Genomic DNA, 20,380 nt, shown 5'->3' with positions numbered 1-20,380 from the left:
ATCATTCCGTCTTCTGTACGCCAAATGGGGCTGTATCCAAATTATTAATAATCTCTAAAGCAATGTTCATTGCCGTAGTTTCCAAATGCCTTTCCGCATTTTTTAATGCATCCTCCAAGTCACAATCTGTTGGATTAATCCCTATAATCTGAGTAAAACCTTCCTCATAAAGCTCTTCTATTCCCTCACCAACCATACCCGCAAAAGCAATCACAGGCTTATTCAATCGCTTTGCTACTTGTGCCACACCAAACGGTGTTTTACCGAACTTGGTCTGGAAATCAATTTTACCTTCACCGGTCAGTACATAATCGGCTTGGGCAATTTTTCCCACCAGATGAGTCTGCTCAATCATCAGTTCTACTCCAGATTGAATCTTTGCCCCTGCAAACACCATCAAACCGAAGCCTAAGCCACCTGCTGCACCTGCTCCCGCAATCTCTCGACAATCCATTCCAAGTTGCTGCTCAATCAAATCAGCAAAATAATTTAAGTTATTATCCAGAATTTTCACCATTTCAGGCGTAGCCCCTTTCTGCGGGCCAAAAACATAGGATGCACCATTTGCACCACATAAAGGATTATTCACATCACTGGCAATGATGATTTCTGTTTGTGCTAAACGCGCATCCAAACCGGAAAGATCAATCTTTTTAATCTGGTCAAGCTGACCACCACCTACAACAACATCGCATTCTGCTGCATCGAGGAATTTCGCACCCAAAGCCTGCACCATGCCCACACCGGCATCATTGGTGACACTACCGCCTAAACCGATAATAATTTTGGATATGCCTAAATCCAGGGCTGTCTTAATCATTTCCCCTGTACCCAAAGTCGTGGTGAGCAAAGGATTACGCTGAACGGGTTCTAAAAGATGGATGCCATTGGCTTTGGCCATTTCGATAATGGCTGTTTTTCCCTCATCCACAAGGCCGAAGTAAGTGTGGATTTTTTGTGAGGCTAATGGACCAGTCACCTCACACTCAACTTTTTGTCCGCCCTGTGCAGCAATCAAAGCATCCACAGTACCCTCGCCGCCATCCGCCATAGGTACATGAATAAAATGTGCATCTGTAAAAACTTTCTGGATGCCGCGTTGCATGGCCTGACAAGCCTGTTCAGCGGTCATACTTTCTTTAAATGAGTCGGGAGCAAGCACAAAAGTTTTAGGCATAATCTTTAACAAGTGAAATGAAAAAATCTTTATACAATAAAAAAGAGCGCTCTACGCGCCCTTTTCTCCCACTTCACTATTATACATCTGCCGAACTTTGCGGTACTTCACGTTTGATATACGACGCTAAAGTCAAATAATTAATTCCCTGGAACAAAATATCTATAGCAAGAAACAGTCCCAATACCCAGAAGGATGCATCCGGTGACATTAAAATAATGATGCCTGTAATCAGGGTCAGCAGGCCGGAAAATAATATCCATCCCCAACCTTGATAGGCTTTAAAAATAAAGGCACTCATCACCCGGATGGCACCTGCCACAATTAGCACAATCGCCAGCAAATTGGTCAATACAATGGCAGTTTTTACCGGGGTGCTAAAGGCATAATATCCGGCAACAAGATACAGCACACCAAACAATGCCCATAACCAGCGAGCGCCACCTTCAAAAATTTTAAAAGCTGCAATAAAGTGCAGCACACCGCCAATCATCATCAATATGCCAAACAGGAACACCACAGAAAGCGTGGCAAAAGGCAAAGATGCAAGCAGCACAATGCCAAACAGTGTGAGCAAAATACCCAAACCCAAATACCACTTTCGATTTTCATGCAGCTGATGTCGGACTAAGTCATTTCCTACTGTTCTCATGTTTTTTCTCAAGTCTTTTGCTGAGGAATACCTTTAGTTGTATCCGATTTCAGTGCAAAAGTCTGTTATTTAGATGCATTTTTATCCACAACCACCTGCTTAACTGTGGATAAAAACAACATTATTCACAGTGCTATTTTTTCCAACCCAGCTCGATTGCGGTAATTTCGTTGATTAAAGTCTGCTCCAAGCGATCTGGCATTTTGCTTTTTTGTTCAGATAGCGGAATATGCCCCGCCATCAGCTCAGCCTTGGCTTGAGGGAATAAAGGTTGCTGGTTTGGATAAGCATAACCCAGCGGATAAATTGGCTGCCCTGTCGCTAAATCATATTTATCACTTGCACCAAAGGCATGTAATAACTCATGCACCAGTACAATCTTGTTTTGTTCTGACTGCTTTTTCGATGCAAATAAATTCACCGAAGCAATCCGGCCTTTTTGCAAGGCAGTAGAATGTTTTAATTCTTTAATTTGTTCGGGATCATAATAATTTAAATACAGGGTCACACTAGGGGAACCGTCAGCACTTTCATGCTGTTTCCAGGCATAAAAACGGAATTTTAAACTCCATAAAATGGTATCAATCAGTGTTGCATGCTCAGGCACTTTAGGAGGTACTCGCTTAAGCTCACGTCCCAGTTGAAAATACAGCGCAATCGGTTGTCCACGATATTGTACCGACATCTGCTGTAAATATTCTTGAGCGCCAGTCAACTCAGCCAGATGAAGCGATTGGATATAATTTTGAGTTGCCGACCGCCCATCTGCATTGATGGGATGCAACTTAACAATAATAGGTTTCGACCAGTCCTGGTTTTGGTCACGATAGGCATTGACTGCAACAATCAATAGCACGATGAGCAAGCACAGTATCCGAATGTTTTTCCACATGAAAAGACCACTTCTAAATTTTAAATATTCGTTATTGCATCTCTTTGAGTATGCGAACAAATTTTTTATTTTTAATTTGTTTAACCTCTATCCAACCACTATGAATTGATTCAATTGCCTCTTCATAATTTCGTATATTTAGATCAGATTTCTTTAAACAAGAAATAACATCTTCTATATCAGCCCAATTATTTTTATCCACATACTGGTTAATTGCCTTTTGTACTAATTTGATAAAAGTACTAAAACTACTTTTCCGTAAATACATTTGGCTACCTTGCATTTTCGTCTCAAACACATCTAATGCTTTTATTAAACCAGATAACTTATCATGACCATAATTTCGTGTATCAAAATCAGGTTTTACTGTATTTATATATGTTCCTACTAAACCAAGATATGCCCAACCACTATCATCTGAATTATCTTTAACAGCCTTATATATTAAATTTAAAGTAGCCTTATCTATTTGTTGCTTAATAAACTCTTTATCATTTAATTCAATTTTTATTGAGTCTTTCAGCTCATTCTCTTTTTTAATTATTGAATTTTGTTTAATTTCCTCTTTTTCTTCAAAACTCAAATTTTCTACTGAAATAAATTTATCACATGCTTTTTTAAATAGTTCTGGCGTTGTTTTCCTCCCAAATCCATAAACTATCAAACCATTTTCACGAATACGTGAAGCTAAAGGAGTAAAATCACTATCACTTGATACAATACAAAAACCGTCTAATGCACCTGCATACAGTAAATCCATAGCATCAATAATTAAGATCATATCTGTTGTATCTTTGCCTTTTGTATAAGCAAATTGCTGAACAGGAGTTATTGCATGTGGTAGTAGAACATCTCTCCATTTTTTTAACGCTTCACTACTCCAATCTCCATACACTCTTTTTACACTTGCAATTCCATATTTAGCGACTTCTTCAAGTACAGATGAAATGGCGTTAATTGATGAATTATCTGCATCGATTAATACTGCAAACTTTTTTGTTTGAATTTCCACTTTTAGCCTAATTAAATATTTGATTGAGTTGTTATATAAATTATTGTGGCATAAAAAATGCCGACCTTCGTCAGCATTTTTCAGAACTTAAAACTTAAGCTTCAACCCATTTCCCATCCTGGAATACCAGGCTCCACTTGGTTTGCTTGCCTTCAGCATTTTCCGAACCAATATATTGAGACTGGTTCTTACGGCTGAATTTCACCAAAGTCGGATTCCCTTCAGGATCGACATCGGGCGCTTCCAGAATAAACTGATATTTTGGATCAAGCTGATCGGCCACAGTACGCAGTTCAGCAACTTTAGGGGCACGCGTTTCACGGACTTTCGGGAATTTACTGGCTGCCAGGAATAAACCTGCCGCACCATCACGAAGGACAAAGAAGTCGTCATGCTTGGTAGAACGCAAGTGTTCCATCTTAATTGGATCAACACGTGGAGGTGCAGGCTGACCGCTCTTTAACACTTTACGGGTATTGTCACAGCTGGTACAGGCAAAGTAAGGTCCAAAACGGCCGGTCTTCAACTGCATTTCACCATCACATTTATCGCATGGAATGGTTGGGCCATCATATCCCTTAATTTTGAACTCACCTTCTTCGAGTTCAAAACCGGTACAATCCGGGTTATTACCACAGATATGCAATTTACGACCGCCATCAATCACATAGCTGTCCATTGCCGTTTCACAAATCGGGCAACGTTTTTTCGACATCAAGTCTGCGGTTTCTGCTGAATCATCATCAGAAAGTGCTGCCAAAGATTCTACAGGGGTTAAATTCAGCGTACCTTTGCAACGTTCTTTAGGCGGCAAGTTATAGCCCGAACACCCCAAGAATACACCTGTTGTTCCGGTACGAATCTGCATCGGACGTGAACATTCTGGGCAATGTACGGCTTCCACTTCTACAGGCAGGTTACGGCGCATGCCGCTTTCACCTTGTGCCGTGGTCAAGCGTTTTTTAAAGTCGCCGTAGAAATTATCGAGCAATTCTTTCCAGTTACGCTGTCCATCAGCCACTTTATCAAGCTGACCTTCAAGATCCGCGGTAAAAGCGTAATTCATCAGATTGTTAAAGTTTTCATCGAGACGATCCGTCACGATTTCACCCATCTTCTCGGCATACAGACGACGATTGTCGAGCTTTACATAACCACGATCTTGAATGGTTGAAATAATAGCCGCATAAGTTGATGGACGACCGATGCCTTTTTTCTCTAGTTCTTTAACCAATGAAGCTTCGGTAAAACGAGCCGGTGGCTTGGTAAAGTGTTGAGATGGATCAAGTTTCTCAAGTTTAAGTACTTCACCGACTTTAACTGCTGGTAGCAAAATATCATCATCGGCTTTGTTTGCACCGCGAACTTTGGTAAAACCGTCAAAAACTAAAGTACGACCTTTGGCCTTAAGTTCCACGCCATTGGCATCAACTAAAATGGTAGAAGACAGGTATTCTGCCGGTGTCATCTGACATGCAACAAACTGACGCCAAATCAGATCATATAAGCGCTGTGCATCACGATCGACACCGACCAACTGATCCCCTTTAAGGGAAACATTGGATGGACGAATCGCTTCATGGGCTTCTTGCGCGCCTGCTTTATTACCATAACGGTTTGGCTTGACAGGTAGGTACTTTTCACCGAACTCAAGTTCAATGTGATTACGAACCATATTGACTGCATCATCACTTAAGAATGTTGAGTCAGTACGCATATAAGTAATAAAACCTGCTTCATACAGACGCTGTGCCATCGTCATGGTTTTCTTTACAGAAAAGCCTAAACGGGTACTTGCGGCCTGTTGCAAGGTCGATGTGATATAAGGTGCGCTTGGATTAACCTTGGTCGGTTTATCTTCACGCGTCGAGACTTTATATTCGGCATCATTCAAGACTTTTAATAAAGCATCCGTTTGTGCCTTATTTTGCAGTTTTAAGGTTTTACCACCTTGTTTGACTGCTTCTAAACGAATGTCATCTTTTTTAGATTGGGTGTCAGCAAAAACTTGCCAGTATTCTTCAGGAATGAAGGCACGGATTTCACGTTCGCGCTCCACCACCAGTTTTACCGCAACCGACTGAACACGACCTGCTGATAAACCACGGGCAATTTTTTCCCAAAGCAGTGGCGAGATCATAAAGCCCACAACACGGTCAAGGAAACGACGGGCTTGTTGGGCATTGACCTTGTCGATATCTAGACGTGAGGGATGTTTAAATGCTTCCTGAATGGCATTTTTGGTAATTTCGTTAAACACCACACGCTGGTAACGTGAATCATCGCCACCAATGACTTCTTTTAAATGCCAGGCAATGGCTTCCCCTTCACGGTCCATATCCGTTGCGAGATAGACTTCATCGACCTGCGATGCCAGTTTTTTCAGTTCAGCAACCACATGTTCTTTGCCAGGAAGCACTTCATAGTGAGCTTTCCAATCGTGTTCAGGGTCAACCCCCATACGATTAACCAAAGCCGTTTGTGCTTTTTCAGCCTTTTGCTCATCGCTGAGTTTGGCACGTGATACAGGCTTTTTTTCTGTACTTTTAGATCCACCTGTCGGCAAGTCACGCACATGACCCACCGATGATTTTACGATGTAATCAGAACCTAGATATTTATTGATTGTTTTCGCTTTTGCAGGCGATTCCACAATCACTAAGGCACGTTTTTTCGCAGCACTCGGTGATTTTGCTGTGGTGATTTTGGATGTTGACCGAGGAGCGTTCGCCATAGTTAACCATCATTCCTGTTTTAAAGAGGTCTATAAATTAAAATTCAGCCAGAGACTGTAAATATGTTTTGATGTCTTCTAACTGTGTTGCTCGAAGGTCTGATTCTTCATCCCAATAGAGTCCTACACAGTTTGCCTGCATATCAATAGCATAAATGCCCTTTAATGCAATGGGCAAATCGTTAAACTTCTCATCACCCTGCACAAGTTTCAGCTTTTGATCTTCTACACGTGCACGCATCAGTGGCAGTCTGGCATCAGGAATTAAAACACTGTAATAGGCAACCATACTGGCACGGTTCTCAGTTGCCATTGGAATTTTAGTCCAATCGGGAGCCGCAACTAATCGTGGATGCAAAGCCATCTTGCGCGCTCTTTCACGCATCAAGCCTAAAGCTTTCTCTCTTGGACTGACACGAAGTCCAAAAATTGAGCCCAGCACAAAAAGTACGATGAAGACTGTAATCCAAATTCCGGTATTTTCCATAGTACAACCTTTTTATTCCTTTATTAGAGTTGCATAAGCTGAATATAAAACGCAAGTTACAGCGATGAAATTAATTCAAGAACATCTCATGACTATACAGTACTTCACTGCCATTGCAGTAAATATATCCCTTCTCAATCAATTCTTTAAGTAACAATCGCACATCCGATTTAGGGAACATCTGCTCCAGTAAATCACGCAAGGCATAAATGTCTTTGGGTTTATCGGATTTTAATTCGCGTAATTTTTGCGCCACAATCACCTGAACAGGATCAATTTTAGAAAAGTTTTTAAATAACTCTTTTTGTGCCTGATAAAGACTATTTGCCGGCGCTGACTCGTCCTGCTGGGAAGATTCAGCAGATAAATCCGTCAAAATGGAGGAAAGGTTGGGTGCTTTTTCTACAGAGGCCTCCTGATCTAAATCCAGTTGCATCCATTGTTTAAGCAGTTTTTTACGGAAGCTGATCTGCTCGTCGTAACGTTTCACAATTTTGAGATTAATCAATAAACCAGTCAGTTGCTGTGCCTGATTATCCTCCACCTGCAAAATATTGCTGATTGAGTTTTTCAGTTTCTCAAGCGTATTCGGTTTACCCTTCATTTTCCCTAAAGTATCACAGTATTTTTTAATCAAGAGCAAATCAGGTTTTTGCCTGATGGTTTCAGTACTGGGGATTTTATATTTTGAATTTTGCGAGGATTCTTCTGGCTGAATGTGAATCAGGCTACAGTCCAGATTTGAAGACTGCATCATTTCCAGCAGCATTTCACTACTTGGCATAGCCGAGATCAGTTCAATAGAAGTATCCTCTTCTAACAGTGCCATCAGCTGCCCGACCACAACCGCATATTCAAACTCTTTATGCTCTACTTCCGCAGTTTCCAGAATAACCACTTGCCCACTGCTGACCCAGCCTGAAAATTCAGTTAAATCTTCAAGAGAATATTCAAATTTTCCTTGGCAATTAAATAGATAAACCACCGCATAATGTTGAATGATATTACGCAACAATTGTGCAGTCGGCATATTATTTTCAAGATCAAGAAGAACGACTTTATGATTCATATCTTCGAATAGACAGTTCAGCTAGGCAGATGCGGTGCATTAGAACGGTAACTATGGCAAAGGTCAAATATTTTTGTACTTTTGAATTTTTATTCAACACCCTCACTCAGCCTGAGTGCCTTGCTTTTAAAGGCTAATGTCAAAGAGTAGAAAAAGTTCAATCCTTCTTTAAACAAAAAGCCCGGGTATATACCAGGGCTTTAATGCACAGATTGATTGAGCTCAATAATGCGGTGGCCGGTTGGTCATCGGGTCAAAGGCAGCAATGCCTTCGGATAAATCTGCCGATTCCACACGTTGATACAATAACCGCATTTGTTTCTTTAAATCTTCAATTTCAATATGTTGACGCGTCACTTGTTCATTTAATTGTTCAACTAAATCATCTAAAAATGTAATTCGGACTTGCAAATCTTCTATGGGTGCGGAAAATGACGCCTGATCATTAAGATTTTTTTGTTTAGTCATTTTAAGTCCTCATTGGGGATTTCAGGAAACAGTATGGCCTATATTACTTTAAGGGATGTCCAACTTGCGTTTGGTGGACCTTCCCTGCTCGACGGCGCGAACTTCACTTTGGAACGCGGTGAACGAGTCTGTTTAATCGGCCGCAACGGTGAGGGTAAGTCTACTTTACTTAAACTCATTGAGGGAAGCTTGCTACCCGACCGTGGTGAAGTTTCTTTACAAAATGGTATCACCATCTCCATGCTGGCTCAGGATGTACCGATGGATTCAGGTAAAGTCGCTGACATTGTCGCCGATGGTGCAGGTGAAGCCGCAGAAGTATTAAAAGCATATCATGAAGCCAGTAATGCCTGTGTACTCGGTGATATGGAAGCTTGCGACCGTATGGGTCACTTGCAACATAAAATGGATCAGCTGGATGGCTGGGCTTTAGAAAATAAAGTGAATTCCATTTTAAGTAAAATGGGTCTAGATCCGGATGTCGATTTAGCCGATTTATCTGGTGGTCGTAAACGTCGTGTACTGCTTGCTCGTGCATTGCTGATGCAACCCGATGTTTTACTACTCGACGAACCGACCAACCATCTGGACGTTGAAAGCATTGAATGGCTGGAAAAATTCCTGCTCGATCAAAATAATTTAACCTTATTATTTATTTCGCATGACCGTTCATTTGTCGACAGCATTGCTACCCGTATTGTCGAGTTGGATCGTGGTACTTTGCGTAGCTATGAAGGTAACTATTCACGTTACCTTGACCTTAAAGCGCAGCAAATGGAAGCAGAAGAAAAGCAAAATGCTTTATTCGACAAACGTTTAGCGGAAGAAGAAGTCTGGATTCGCCAAGGGATTAAAGCCCGTCGTACCCGTAACGAAGGCCGTGTACGTGCATTAAAAGCATTGCGTGAAGAATCAAAAGCACGTCGCTCGCAACAAGGCAAAGTCAGCATGGCAACGCAAGATGCCAACCGTTCGGGTAAATTGGTGTTCGATATCGAACACTTAAGTGTGACCTTCGGTGACAATGCTCCAATCATCAAAGATTTCTCTGCTTTAGTACTTCGTGGCGACCGTATTGGCCTGGTTGGTGATAACGGGGTCGGTAAAACCACGCTAATCAAAGCTATTTTAGGTGAAATTGAACACGGTGGTTCGGTCAAAACCGGAACCCAGCTGGAAATTGCCTATTTCGACCAACTGCGTAATGCACTTGATTTAGAGAAATCGGTTAAAGATAACGTGTCTGAAGGTTCGGACTTTGTCGATGTCAACGGTGGCCGTCGTCATATCTACAGCTATCTACAAGATTTCCTGTTCTCGCCTGAACGTGCGCGTACTCCAGTAAAAGCCTTGTCTGGTGGTGAACGTAACCGTATTCTATTGGCAAAACTGTTACTTAAACCATCGAACCTTATCGTAATGGATGAGCCAACCAACGACCTGGATATGGTGACGCTTGAGCTATTAGAAGAAATGCTGGGTGGTTATACCGGCACATTACTTTTAATCTCGCATGACCGTGCATTTATGGACAATGTGGTCACATCGACTTGGGTGTTTGATGGTAAAGGCAATATCGATGAATACATCGGTGGTTATCAGGATTATCTGGAACAACGTCCCGATCAAACTGCTGTTGATCAAAAAAGTGATGTGAAAAAAGCCTTGGCCAAAGCTGAAGCAGCGGCTGCCGCAGCAGCACCGAAAAAAGTGAAACTCAGCTATAAAGATCAGCGTGCTTTAGAGCAGCTTCCGGCTGAAATGGAAGCGCTGGAAAAAGAGCAAGCTGAAATTAATGCTCAACTTGCAGATGGCTCTTTGTTTATTTCAGATGCCGATCAAGCGATGAAACTTTCCAATCGCTTAACTGAAATTGATGAGCTGTTACTGGAAAAATTAGAACGTTGGGAAGAATTAGAAAATCTTGTTAACGGCAATTGATCTGATTGATCCTACGGGCACCTGTAATTAACCTTATGGGTGCTTTTTTATTTAAAAAATAACTTCATGTTACACTTGCAAAAAACTTTTGTTCAAAATGGTCACTATGAGTAAAAAGCCAGATTACCAACCCGGAAAATTCCAATGGTCTTTCCTGCTACCTCAATATTGGGGTATCTGGATTGGAATTGTGTTCCTGATGATTTTGGCGATTTTACCGTGGGCCATTCAGCACCGCTTAGCAACCTTTATTGGTAATCTGGCATTCAATCAGCTGAAATCACGCCGTAAAACCGCGATTCGAAACTTAGAACTCTGTTTTCCAGAATGGACAGCTAAACAGGTTCAGGACAATGCCCGACAAGTTTTTGTCGACCAGATGATTGGTATTTTTGAAACTCTGAATGCCTGGTACTGTCCACAGTGGTTTAAGGGTCGTGTCAGTATTGAAGGTCTGGAACATCTCCAAAAAGCACAAGCAGAAGGCAAAGGGGTTTTATTGTTAGGCACCCATTCTACTTTGCTGGATGCTGGTGGCTACCTTTGCGCCCAGTATTTTGAGCCTGATGTGGTCTATCGACCGCAGAATAATCCACTGCTGGATATGCTGATTTACCGCTGTCGTGCCACCATTTATACCCACCAGATTGATCATGATGATATGCGTGGTTTAATTCGTCATTTAAAAAATGGTCGTGCCATTTGGTACAGTCCTGACCAGGACTATGGCCTAAAACAAGGCGTGATGGCACCCTTTTTTGGTGTGCCTGCTGCAACGATGACCGCACATCGTCGTTTGATTAAAATGACTAAAGCTGCCGCAATTCCGCTGTATTTCTATCGTGATGGTGATATTGCCAATCCCCGATATAAAGTATTGATTGAAGCTCCCGTAGAAAATCTGCCGAGCGAAGATGAAGTGGATGATGCTACACGCGTCAATCGGATTATTGAAAATCAGCTACGTATTGCCCCAACCCAATATATGTGGTTCCACCGTCGCTTTAAAACCCGCCCTGAAGGCTTTGAGGAAATCTATTAATATAGAGGCAATGATTTTAAATTGGCAGTGAACACTGCCTCTATTTAAGGTGATATTCAAATACTTTCGAATAGGCATACCTTACTTTTCAGGGATAAAAAGTAAGCAAAAATCCATTGTTACGCTGATGTTACATCCTTGTAACACAGCGAAATCCATGTCGCTATCATGATAGTAAATTCCGAATAATAATTTATTGTTTAAGATGATGATGTACCTGTGAATTATTCATCTTTTATGAACATATAAGGCAAAAACCATGAAAGTGATGCAACTTCTTCCTGAACTTAATAGCGGTGGCGTAGAACGCGGCACCCTTGAAATTGCCCGTACCCTAGTTGCAGACGGTCACGAATCGTTAGTGGTTTCCAATGGTGGCCGGTTGGTAGCGCAACTTGAAGCGGAAGGCTCAAAACATCTGACTTTGGCCATTCATAAAAAAGCCCTCTCTAGCTTATGGCAAATTCGCCCGTTACGTCAGCTGATTGAGCAGCATCAACCCGACATTGTACATATACGCTCCCGTGTACCTGCATGGCTGACCCATTTTGCTCTAAAAGGTATTCCTGCAGAACGTCGGCCACATCTGGTCAGCACCGTGCATGGTTTCTATTCGATTAACCGTTATAGCGCGATCATGACCCAAGCTGAAAAAGTGATTGCCGTATCTGACAGCGTGGTGAAATACATCACTGACAATTACAAAAATTGCCCAGCACAGGATATTGTCCGGATTTACCGTGGCATAGACCCTGCCGCTTTTCCGCATGGTTATCAGCCTTCTGCGCAATGGCTGAATCAAACCTTTAAAGATTTTCCTGAACTGGAAAACAAGTTTTTAGTCTGTCTTCCAGGACGGATTACCCGCTTAAAAGGTCATGAAACCCTGATTGGATTGGTCGAAAAATTACAGCAACACTATCCCAATTTACATGCAGTAGTAGTGGGTGGCGCTGACCCGAAAAAAGCAGCCTACCTCAAAGAAATTCAGGAAAACATTCAAGCCAAAGGTCTTACTGAAAAAATTACTTTTGTCGGTCACCGTTCAGATATTCGTGAGTGGCTCGCCTTTTCTGATGTGGTTTTATCGCTTTCCAATCAGGCGGAAACATTCGGTCGCACTGCTTTAGAAGCATTGTCTGTCGGTACGCCCGTGATTGGCTGGAACCGAGGCGGTGTGGCAGAGATTTTATCGAAGCTTTATCCACAAGGCTTAATTGAGGTAGATGACCAAGCTGCGCTTTTCAATACAGTGAAGCAGCATATGGATGAACCTCAAGAGGTTAAGCCAGTGACGATATTTAGCTTGAAAGAAATGTGCGATCAGACGCTGAATTTGTATAAACAGATTCTGAAATAAAGTTAAGTCTATTTATCCCGGCCGCTTTTCATCTTGTCTTAACAGATTAAAGCGGACTGGGCAAAATATAAAATTGAATCAATCTAGAAATCATCAATGTTCTGTTCCTGCATAAAGCCACATCGGTGCAGTTTGTCCTGCGCGAACAAAACCGATTGTCTGATAAAATTCTATGGCTTGATATTCCGCAACCATTATCTTTTGATGAAAATCCTTATATTTTAATAACATTGCTTCCATCATTAATCGACCCACACCCAAATTTTGAAAATCGGGATGTACCAGCAAATGTGGAAAATACACCACCAGATGTCCATCAGATATCGCATTACCTAAACCAATGAGTTGTCCATCTTGCCTGGCTGTCACCAAACTATGTGAATGATGTAATGCCGCCATCAGCTGAGCTGGCTTTTGGGCGGATGACCAGTGATTGGCCCGATAAATTTTTAAGACTTCTTCTTCATCAACTTCATCATGCATGGATATTGCAAAAGTCATTGCGTGATTACCCCTTCCACACTCTAAACCTTGCCATTAACCAGATCAGCAAAGGCCAGAAAATGGTATTGATCATATCGTGCATGCTGGCCCCCAAGCGCCAATAACCATGCTTGATCAAATCATTACGCGCATCAAACAGCTCTGCAGCAATTGCAACAATAAGCACAGCCAAAATCGCCCACTTCGACTTCAACTGACGATGGTGGAAAAATGCCACGATAAAGAATAGCACCAGCCCAGCATAAATATATAAAGCATCACGTGATAGTTCAGTAAAATTTACGACATAAATTTTAAGTTCTTGAAATGTTGATAAATATATGGCTGAAATTTTATTTTCAAGAGGTTATATAAAAGCATAGACCCGAGTTCTGCATCCTGCAAAACTCGGGTACATGAGGTTGTGCTTTCAAATGTTATTTTTATTCTGTTATTGCTATCCATTGCTGCATCATATCCATGATGACTTTCTATCAGCCATGTGTTTCATCTTCCATAATGGGATTTTCCTTTCCCGGCTCCTTGGCTGATGAGTCCAGATTAAGGTAGTTTATAAAAAAGAAACATTCGCAATTGACCTAAATCGATGTAAGCCATTTCGTACACTTTTCTATTATTTAATCTGCCTGCTTGATTGCATTTTTATAGCTCTGGGCAATTTCATCGGTGACTGGTTTTTCTTCTTTTTCAGCTTTTTCAATACCTTCTTTTATTGTTTCTTGTGCCTGCTGTTCATCGGCATCCGTTTGCTCCAGTTCTTCTTGCACCTGTTCAAACACACGTCCAGTTTGTAAAACTACATAAACCGGAAAATGGTCTGAACCGATATGAGGCAACCTTTTCATGTGAACCAAGGCAAAATCGGTACTGTGAAAAATATGATCCAGTGACCAACGCAATAAGGGATAATCGGCATGGAAGGTATTGACAAAGTGACGCCCCACCCGTGGATCGAGCAAGCCACTAATGCGCTGAAACAGTCGGGTCGTTCGCGACCAGGCCACATCATTCAAGTCTCCCATCACAATACAGCTTTCATCCAGATCCTTGATCTGGTCACCCACAATTAATAGTTCCGCATCCCGTAGCGTTGAATCTTTCGCTTCAGTGGGGCTTGGTGGTTTGGGATGCAGACAATAAAGCTGTACCGGTTGACCTGAACGTAAAATGACTGTGGTATGAATGGAGGGAATCTCATTACTTAAAATGAACTTGACCTCGGTATCTTTCAGCTCTAAACGGCTATACAAATGCATGCCGTATAAATTATCCAGAGGTACAGGCACCCGATAGGGATAATCTTTTTCAATCGCGGAAAGTGCTTTTTGCCAGACCCGATCTGATTCTAGAGTTAACAGCAAATCTGGCTGATGCTTTTGAATCTGGTCAATCAACAACTGGTATTGGTTATTTGGCATCAGTACATTGGAAATGATCAGGGAGATTTGCTTGTCCGGATTCAGCTGATGTTTGCGGACATGCTTGACCTGCTTTTTCCAAAGAAAGGTATAAGGCAGCACCATTTTGAGCTGGTACGCCAGTGCCGCAATCAGACCGATAAAAATAATTTCCCGTGTTAAATTCCAGGGTTGGTCCCACACCAGCAGCAGAACAAAGGCAATCAGTCCTAAAACCAGAATTTGTAGCCGTGGAAAATCGGCACCTCGAATCCACCACTCATCCCGTGGAATCAGTGACCAGAATGTCAGCCATATCACTAAAACTGCAATTATTTCCACCCAAATCATCAGCTTTACTCTGTTTATCTTGGTAATTCGATCTGCAGTTGAAAAACTTTATCAATTTTGTATGTAACATAAACAAGAGATTTCTCTCAATAATATTGATGTTTTCATTATGTAGTACTTGCAGTCACGTCCCTTTTTGATAAACTCGAATCCCTTTTGATTTTTTTTAACGCACCGAGGCGAAGTGGCATGAAAGTAGGTCTGGTCGGTTGGCGCGGGATGGTGGGTTCCGTCCTTATGCAACGTATGGTTGAAGAGAATGATTTTGCTCATTTTGAGCCATTCTATTTTTCTACCAGTAATGCAGGTGGTGAAGCGCCTGCGTTTGGCGGTAAGACCGCCCCAGCACTTATGGATGCGACAGACATTAACAGTCTGAAGCAAATGGATGTCATTATTACCTGTCAAGGTGGTGATTATACCTCTGAAGTTTTCCCGAAATTAAAAGCGGAAAACTGGAATGGTTACTGGATTGATGCGGCATCTACCTTACGTATGGATGATGAAGCCATTATCGTGCTTGACCCGGTGAACATGAATGTCATCAAAGATGGTTTGGTGAATGGTACTAAAACTTTCGTTGGTGGTAACTGCACAGTTTCATTGATGCTGATGGGCTTAGGCGGTCTGTTCCAAAACAACTTGGTGGAATGGGCAACTTCAATGACGTATCAGGCAGCTTCTGGTGCGGGCGCGCAAAACATGCGTGAACTGATCAACGGTATGGGCTACTTGTATAACAACACTAAAGATTTGTTAGACGATCCCAAATCGCCGATTTTAGACATCGACTCTAAAATTGCAGCGCTACAACGTGGTGAAGGTTTCCCTGCGGCAAACTTCGGTGTGCCTTTAGCTGGTTCTTTAATTCCATATATCGACAAGCAGCTTGAAAGCGGTCAGTCGAAAGAAGAATGGAAAGGCCAGGTTGAAACCAACAAGATCTTAGGCAATCAACAGATTGTACCTATTGATGGTCACTGTGTTCGTATTGGTGCAATGCGTTGCCATTCTCAAGCGATTACCTTGAAATTGAAAAAAGATGTACCGCTTGATGAAATCGAAGACATTATCCGTAATGCAAACGATTGGGCAAAAGTCGTTCCAAACACCCGCGAAGCATCGATGACCGATCTGACACCTGTGGCTGTCACAGGTACTCTGTCTGTTCCAGTGGGCCGTTTGCGTAAACTGAATATGGGTAAAGAGTACCTTGGCGCGTTCACTGTTGGTGACCAGTTGCTATGGGGTGCTGCTGAACCTTTACGCCGTATGTTACGTATCCTGATTGATTACAAAAATGCTTAATTGCTAGATGCAAGAAAAAAAGAAAAGCCGGTCTCAATTGATTGGCTTTTTTTATGTATCCTTTATGTTAAATGTTTTACAATTCTTCAACACCTCGTTAATGTATAACTTTCGCAATACGATAAAAAACTGAGCTAAAGATTAAGATGACCGTATATAACAAATTAAAGATAGCCATTTTAGCCATTATTGCTTCGCAGAATATTCATGCGATTACTATTGATCCTATTCAAATTCAATCTGCGCCAGGTGAATTACTGTATGCCGAAATGAATTTTCGTAATGCTGCTCCTCAGGCACAAATACAAGCCAGCCTGGCAAATGCAGAAGATATTGCAACTTTAGGGGTTGCCTATCAACCTCCCGGCCATCTCAATTTCTTTACCCGTCGCGATAGCTCGGGGAATGGCGTCATTACCATTACCTCTTCACGCCCTTTAACTGAAGCCGAACTCAATATTATTATTAAAATTCAGGAAGGCAACGCGATACGTTTACAGCATATTAAAACACCACTGCAACGTAGCTCGGCAAATACTCAGACACGAATTACCGGCAATGAAAAACCTTTAACCCCAATCACCATTGTCAGTGAAAAAGATATTGCTTTACAGCTACCTGAAAGCAGGCAATATCAGGTTGCTCAAGCCCAAACCAGCACTGCTTCATCTTTTGACGCACCATTAAAGCTTCAAAAGTCAGCTCCGCCAAGCTTAAATACTGGCATAGCTGTACCGACAGTCGTTTCATCTATGGCCATGCCTGCAGCTCAAACTGTAGTACAGCCCAATCAAGCTGCAGCAGCTGCACAAAAAACGGCAACTCCCGAATCTGCCAGCACAAAAAATCCGATCAAAAGTACCAGTAACAGCCCATTTTCTGCAGATCCATTAGCGAAACAATATGCCGAATCCCGCTCTAAACAGCTTGCGGCAAATACAAGTGCAGAAAAACCGGCTCAGCAAGCTGCTGTAAAAGCCAAACCAGCAGCAACTCCATCCCCTCATCCTGCTGTTACCGCACAAACCACAAAGCATGTAGTGCAATCCAATGAATCGCTCTGGGCGATTGCAGCACGCGTGGCGACTGAGCAAAATCGTCCGATTGGCGAAGTGATGAAACAAATCAAAACCAATAACGAACATGCCTTTATTCAAGGCGATGTAAACCGTTTACGCCGTGGAGCGGCTTTGAATTTAAATACCGCAGGCAACGCTAAAGAAGAGCAAAAAGCCAAAGTTACCCATTTAGCCAAAGCACCATCCCACCCTTCTAAGCAGTCGGCAAAGACCAAATATCGCTTGAATCAGGCAGAAATGAGCCTGGTTGCAGAGAAAGAACAAGATTCAGCCAGCGGTTCTGCCAAAAGGAACACGGAAAAAAATCAAACTTCAAACGAGTTGTCATTAAAAGTTATGACATCGCGTGAAAAAACCGTTAAATTACAGAGAAACGTAACACAATTAGATTTGGCACTGCGTCAAAAGGATCACAGAATTCAATTATTAAATACTCGTCTTGCTCAATTGCAACAACAATTGAAAGCACAGCAAGCAGAGAAAAAGCCAACACACTAAGGTGTTATACAATTTGATTTTTTAGGATGGGTTCCATTGATAACGACTCAATCCTGCAAGGGGTAACAACATGCTGCTTTATGTGATTCCGTTTATATTGTTATTAGTGATCGCATTTGTATTAAAAAAACGTGACTCAAATAAACAGGCAGAAGAAGCGTCAAAAGCGAAAACTAAGAAAGTCACTTCAACCAAAAAGTCACCGCAAAAAACTCAAATTGTGGAAAACTCGGTTGTTACCAAGAAAAAAACCACTCCTTTAGCTGCTGATGTACGCAATAAAATTGAAGGGCTAATTCGAGAAAACAATTTTTTCTCTGCTGAAGCACAAATTAACCAGGCTTTAAACAAAGACAATTCACAGCATGAGTTGTATTTACTGTTGCTTGATATTCACATCTTGCAGAAAGACGAATTTGCAATTAGCCAGCTGATTAATCACCTGCGTTCATTAGAACTGGATGATTTTCTAGAACAAGCACTTGCAAAAAAAGCAGCCCATGAAAAAGAGTCTGCAAGCTCTAGAGATACCATTGATTTTCGACCAGAATCAACAGTGGCACCAACTTCCAATAACGAAATTGCTACACCTAAAAATACCGCAGATTTTGATGCATTGATGAATGATGCTGTTGCGCCAGCAGTAACAGCAAGTGACCTGTCTTTTGATCAATTACCACAAGACAAGCTTTCTCCTCAAGCAGAAACTGTTGAAGAAATTACCCCTCTTGATTTCAGCACTCTATCTCTGGATTCAACGGCAGAAGCCGCAACTCCAGCAGCTGAAGAAGTTAAGCCTTTAGATTTTGGTCATTTAAATTTCAATACAACCACAACTGAAGAAACCAAAGTAGAAACCGCTCCGGTTCAGGACATTCAACCTCTAGATTTCTCGTTTAGTTTAGATACTGCAGCAACTGAACAGCCAGCAATTGAAAAAACGCCTCATATTGAACCTGTTCTAGAAGAAAAACCTGAATTTAATTTTGATTTCTCACAAACAGAAACTGTTGCAGCGCCTGAAGCCAAAATTGCGCAGGAAGAAACTAAGCCAAGCTTAGATCTGGACTTTAATTTAGAAGCTGCTACCACAATTGAAGAGCCTGCTGTATCAGCAGCACCAGCGAAAGCTGCAGGCGTAAGTTTTGATATTTCTAATGTCAGCTCGGCAGCAAAAGCAGACAAAAATGATCCATTGGTGCAATCTTTCCCGGAACTGGTTGAAGTCGATGAAATCAGCCTGAATCTGGAACTGGCACAGCAATATATTCAACTGGGTGCATTTGAATCGGCACGTGAATTGTTGGCAGAGCAAGAAGCCGGATATACAGCTGAACAATGCCAGCAGGCAGATCATTTGCGTAATCAAATAGCATCTTAAGCTATTTCGATCTACTATAAAGCAGTCATCCTTGGCTGCTTTTTTTATGATGAAAAAAATAGCGTTAATCTATATGGGCGGTACATTTGGCTGTATTGGTGATCCACTCAGCCCGATGCCGGCCGAGCAATTTATTCCAAAACTGCAACATATTCTTCCTCTAGATAAGCAGATCGAATGTTTTATTGCACCGGTCATTCAAGACAGTAGTGCCTGTACAGCTTCAGACTGGCTGAAACTGATCCAGTATATTCAACAGCTTCAGCTACAACAGTTTCAGCATTTTGTGATTATTCATGGTACCGATACCCTCAGTTATGCCAGTGCTGTGCTGTCACGCTTTCTGGGTCAATCCGCGCATGTGGTCATGACTGGAAGCCAGTATCCCCTATTAAATGCTGCCGGCGACAATACCCGTGAATTTACCGATGCCATTGATAATTTAAACTTTGCCCTAGACTGTGCAGTTAAATATCCTGTTGGAGTGTATTTAGCCTTTCATCATCATTTGGTTCATGCCCAGACGGCATTAAAAATCCATACCACAGAACTAGATGCCTTTAACGGGGTCAATGCAGCACAGCCAATCACTCTATCCAGCCAATATCATATTGTGCAGGAGAATGATATCCACAAGGCAGCGATATTTAACTGTTTAAGCTTGATGATGCAGCCGATCGCCATAGAACAGCAAATTGCTAACTTAAAAAATTTACAACAACATCCCCCTCATGTTCTGATTTTACAAGGCTTCGGTACAGGCAATTTAGCGGTCAATCAGGAATTCATTGCTACGCTTCATGCTATACACGCGCAAGGCTGCGCGATTGTTCTTACCACTCAAGTCCCTTTTGGCACGATTAACCAACACTATGCCGTGAGCGAATGGACTCAGCATGCCAATATCATCATCAGTGATTGTTTGGGACATGCAGATCTTTATGCAAAAGCACTGAAAATGTATTTACAATACGATGCTGTAGACCAATGGCAGGCTCATTGGCATGATCACGTGTAATTTGAGGTAA

Annotated in this window: 18 protein-coding genes; 7 read left to right on the top strand and 11 right to left on the bottom strand. The window is 41.9% G+C overall.

Going from position 1 to position 20,380, the window contains the following annotated elements:
• Position 1: 1 nt before the first annotated feature.
• From LZZ98_RS10620 to LZZ98_RS10585, 8 genes are all read right to left on the bottom strand, one after another.
• Complete coding sequence (locus LZZ98_RS10620; RefSeq protein ID WP_237787824.1) at positions 2-1,177, bottom strand: glycerate kinase family protein; 1,176 nt, start codon at positions 1,175-1,177, stop codon at positions 2-4.
• A gap of 79 nt (positions 1,178-1,256) precedes the next feature.
• Positions 1,257-1,829 carry an HdeD family acid-resistance protein gene (locus tag LZZ98_RS10615; protein WP_237787823.1) on the bottom strand — a complete coding sequence of 191 codons (573 nt, stop codon included), beginning with the start codon at positions 1,827-1,829 and terminating at the stop codon, positions 1,257-1,259.
• A gap of 133 nt (positions 1,830-1,962) precedes the next feature.
• The gene (locus LZZ98_RS10610) at positions 1,963-2,721 is read right to left on the bottom strand and encodes a hypothetical protein (protein ID WP_237787822.1); all 759 of its coding nucleotides are present in this window, start codon (positions 2,719-2,721) and stop codon (positions 1,963-1,965) included.
• 31 nt (positions 2,722-2,752) lie between these two features.
• A complete protein-coding gene (locus tag LZZ98_RS10605) occupies positions 2,753-3,733 on the bottom strand; it encodes an NYN domain-containing protein (RefSeq protein ID WP_237787821.1) in 981 nt (326 codons plus the stop codon).
• A 94-nt stretch (positions 3,734-3,827) separates the two neighbouring features.
• Positions 3,828-6,467: a type I DNA topoisomerase gene (topA, locus tag LZZ98_RS10600; protein WP_237787820.1), complete on the bottom strand. Its 2,640-nt coding sequence runs from the start codon at positions 6,465-6,467 to the stop codon at positions 3,828-3,830.
• 37 nt (positions 6,468-6,504) lie between these two features.
• On the bottom strand, positions 6,505-6,954 hold the full coding sequence (locus LZZ98_RS10595) for an ammonium transporter (RefSeq protein ID WP_086173992.1): 450 nt from the start codon (positions 6,952-6,954) through the stop codon (positions 6,505-6,507).
• A gap of 70 nt (positions 6,955-7,024) precedes the next feature.
• The gene (locus LZZ98_RS10590; RefSeq protein WP_237787819.1) at positions 7,025-8,023 is read right to left on the bottom strand and encodes a hypothetical protein; all 999 of its coding nucleotides are present in this window, start codon (positions 8,021-8,023) and stop codon (positions 7,025-7,027) included.
• A gap of 222 nt (positions 8,024-8,245) precedes the next feature.
• Positions 8,246-8,491, bottom strand: a complete 246-nt coding sequence (locus tag LZZ98_RS10585; RefSeq protein WP_086173994.1) for a SlyX family protein — start codon at positions 8,489-8,491, stop codon at positions 8,246-8,248.
• Between the two features lie 33 nt (positions 8,492-8,524).
• On the opposite strand from LZZ98_RS10585, the gene LZZ98_RS10580 reads away from it, so the two are divergent.
• From LZZ98_RS10580 to LZZ98_RS10570, 3 genes are all read left to right on the top strand, one after another.
• A complete protein-coding gene (locus LZZ98_RS10580; RefSeq protein ID WP_237787818.1) occupies positions 8,525-10,432 on the top strand; it encodes an ATP-binding cassette domain-containing protein in 1,908 nt (635 codons plus the stop codon).
• Between the two features lie 106 nt (positions 10,433-10,538).
• Positions 10,539-11,474: an LpxL/LpxP family Kdo(2)-lipid IV(A) lauroyl/palmitoleoyl acyltransferase gene (gene lpxL / locus LZZ98_RS10575; RefSeq protein WP_237787817.1), complete on the top strand. Its 936-nt coding sequence runs from the start codon at positions 10,539-10,541 to the stop codon at positions 11,472-11,474.
• Between the two features lie 259 nt (positions 11,475-11,733).
• Positions 11,734-12,834, top strand: a complete 1,101-nt coding sequence (locus LZZ98_RS10570) for a glycosyltransferase family 4 protein (protein ID WP_237787816.1) — start codon at positions 11,734-11,736, stop codon at positions 12,832-12,834.
• A gap of 93 nt (positions 12,835-12,927) precedes the next feature.
• Here LZZ98_RS10570 and LZZ98_RS10565 read toward each other — a convergent pair whose 3' ends face one another.
• The 3 genes from LZZ98_RS10565 to LZZ98_RS10555 all read right to left on the bottom strand — a co-directional run bounded on the left by LZZ98_RS10565 (position 12,928) and on the right by LZZ98_RS10555 (position 15,086).
• The gene (locus tag LZZ98_RS10565) at positions 12,928-13,335 is read right to left on the bottom strand and encodes a GNAT family N-acetyltransferase (RefSeq protein ID WP_237787815.1); all 408 of its coding nucleotides are present in this window, start codon (positions 13,333-13,335) and stop codon (positions 12,928-12,930) included.
• 7 nt (positions 13,336-13,342) lie between these two features.
• Positions 13,343-13,555, bottom strand: coding sequence for a hypothetical protein (locus LZZ98_RS10560; RefSeq protein WP_237787814.1), 213 nt, complete (start codon positions 13,553-13,555; stop codon positions 13,343-13,345).
• Between the two features lie 400 nt (positions 13,556-13,955).
• Complete coding sequence (locus LZZ98_RS10555) at positions 13,956-15,086, bottom strand: endonuclease/exonuclease/phosphatase family protein (protein ID WP_237787813.1); 1,131 nt, start codon at positions 15,084-15,086, stop codon at positions 13,956-13,958.
• A 189-nt stretch (positions 15,087-15,275) separates the two neighbouring features.
• Between LZZ98_RS10555 and asd the strand changes: the two genes are divergently transcribed.
• The 4 genes from asd (at position 15,276) to LZZ98_RS10535 (ending at position 20,370) form a co-directional block, all read left to right on the top strand.
• Positions 15,276-16,394 (top strand): aspartate-semialdehyde dehydrogenase, encoded by a 1,119-nt coding sequence (gene asd, locus LZZ98_RS10550; protein ID WP_237787812.1) that lies wholly within the window; start codon positions 15,276-15,278, stop codon positions 16,392-16,394.
• A gap of 146 nt (positions 16,395-16,540) precedes the next feature.
• Positions 16,541-17,971: a type IV pilus assembly protein FimV gene (locus tag LZZ98_RS10545; RefSeq protein ID WP_237787811.1), complete on the top strand. Its 1,431-nt coding sequence runs from the start codon at positions 16,541-16,543 to the stop codon at positions 17,969-17,971.
• A gap of 70 nt (positions 17,972-18,041) precedes the next feature.
• Positions 18,042-19,352 (top strand): hypothetical protein, encoded by a 1,311-nt coding sequence (locus LZZ98_RS10540; RefSeq protein ID WP_237787810.1) that lies wholly within the window; start codon positions 18,042-18,044, stop codon positions 19,350-19,352.
• Positions 19,353-19,398: 46 nt separating this feature from the next.
• A complete protein-coding gene (locus tag LZZ98_RS10535) occupies positions 19,399-20,370 on the top strand; it encodes an asparaginase (RefSeq protein ID WP_237787809.1) in 972 nt (323 codons plus the stop codon).
• Positions 20,371-20,380: the final 10 nt, after the last annotated feature.

Origin of the sequence: Acinetobacter sp. SM34, from assembly GCF_022012365.1 — a bacterium.
Lineage (GTDB): Bacteria > Pseudomonadota > Gammaproteobacteria > Pseudomonadales > Moraxellaceae > Acinetobacter.
The sequence above is the reverse complement of the archived record's forward strand: the minus strand, read 5'-3'. Positions and strand labels throughout refer to the sequence as shown.

What these genes read in the sequence shown, in the direction of transcription:
- LZZ98_RS10580 (WP_237787818.1), top strand. Translation starts at nt 8,525, where the DNA reads ATGGCCTATATTACTTTAAGGGATGTCCAACTTGCGTTTGGTGGACCT.
- LZZ98_RS10565 (WP_237787815.1), bottom strand. Translation starts at nt 13,335, where the DNA reads ATGACTTTTGCAATATCCATGCATGATGAAGTTGATGAAGAAGAAGTC.
- LZZ98_RS10570 (WP_237787816.1), top strand. Translation starts at nt 11,734, where the DNA reads ATGAAAGTGATGCAACTTCTTCCTGAACTTAATAGCGGTGGCGTAGAA.
- LZZ98_RS10545 (WP_237787811.1), top strand. Translation starts at nt 16,541, where the DNA reads ATGACCGTATATAACAAATTAAAGATAGCCATTTTAGCCATTATTGCT.
- lpxL (WP_237787817.1), top strand. Translation starts at nt 10,539, where the DNA reads ATGAGTAAAAAGCCAGATTACCAACCCGGAAAATTCCAATGGTCTTTC.
- LZZ98_RS10585 (WP_086173994.1), bottom strand. Translation starts at nt 8,491, where the DNA reads ATGACTAAACAAAAAAATCTTAATGATCAGGCGTCATTTTCCGCACCC.
- LZZ98_RS10595 (WP_086173992.1), bottom strand. Translation starts at nt 6,954, where the DNA reads ATGGAAAATACCGGAATTTGGATTACAGTCTTCATCGTACTTTTTGTG.
- LZZ98_RS10555 (WP_237787813.1), bottom strand. Translation starts at nt 15,086, where the DNA reads ATGATTTGGGTGGAAATAATTGCAGTTTTAGTGATATGGCTGACATTC.
- asd (WP_237787812.1), top strand. Translation starts at nt 15,276, where the DNA reads ATGAAAGTAGGTCTGGTCGGTTGGCGCGGGATGGTGGGTTCCGTCCTT.
- LZZ98_RS10615 (WP_237787823.1), bottom strand. Translation starts at nt 1,829, where the DNA reads ATGAGAACAGTAGGAAATGACTTAGTCCGACATCAGCTGCATGAAAAT.
- LZZ98_RS10620 (WP_237787824.1), bottom strand. Translation starts at nt 1,177, where the DNA reads ATGCCTAAAACTTTTGTGCTTGCTCCCGACTCATTTAAAGAAAGTATG.
- LZZ98_RS10535 (WP_237787809.1), top strand. Translation starts at nt 19,399, where the DNA reads ATGATGAAAAAAATAGCGTTAATCTATATGGGCGGTACATTTGGCTGT.
- LZZ98_RS10590 (WP_237787819.1), bottom strand. Translation starts at nt 8,023, where the DNA reads ATGAATCATAAAGTCGTTCTTCTTGATCTTGAAAATAATATGCCGACT.
- LZZ98_RS10540 (WP_237787810.1), top strand. Translation starts at nt 18,042, where the DNA reads ATGCTGCTTTATGTGATTCCGTTTATATTGTTATTAGTGATCGCATTT.
- topA (WP_237787820.1), bottom strand. Translation starts at nt 6,467, where the DNA reads ATGGCGAACGCTCCTCGGTCAACATCCAAAATCACCACAGCAAAATCA.
- LZZ98_RS10610 (WP_237787822.1), bottom strand. Translation starts at nt 2,721, where the DNA reads ATGTGGAAAAACATTCGGATACTGTGCTTGCTCATCGTGCTATTGATT.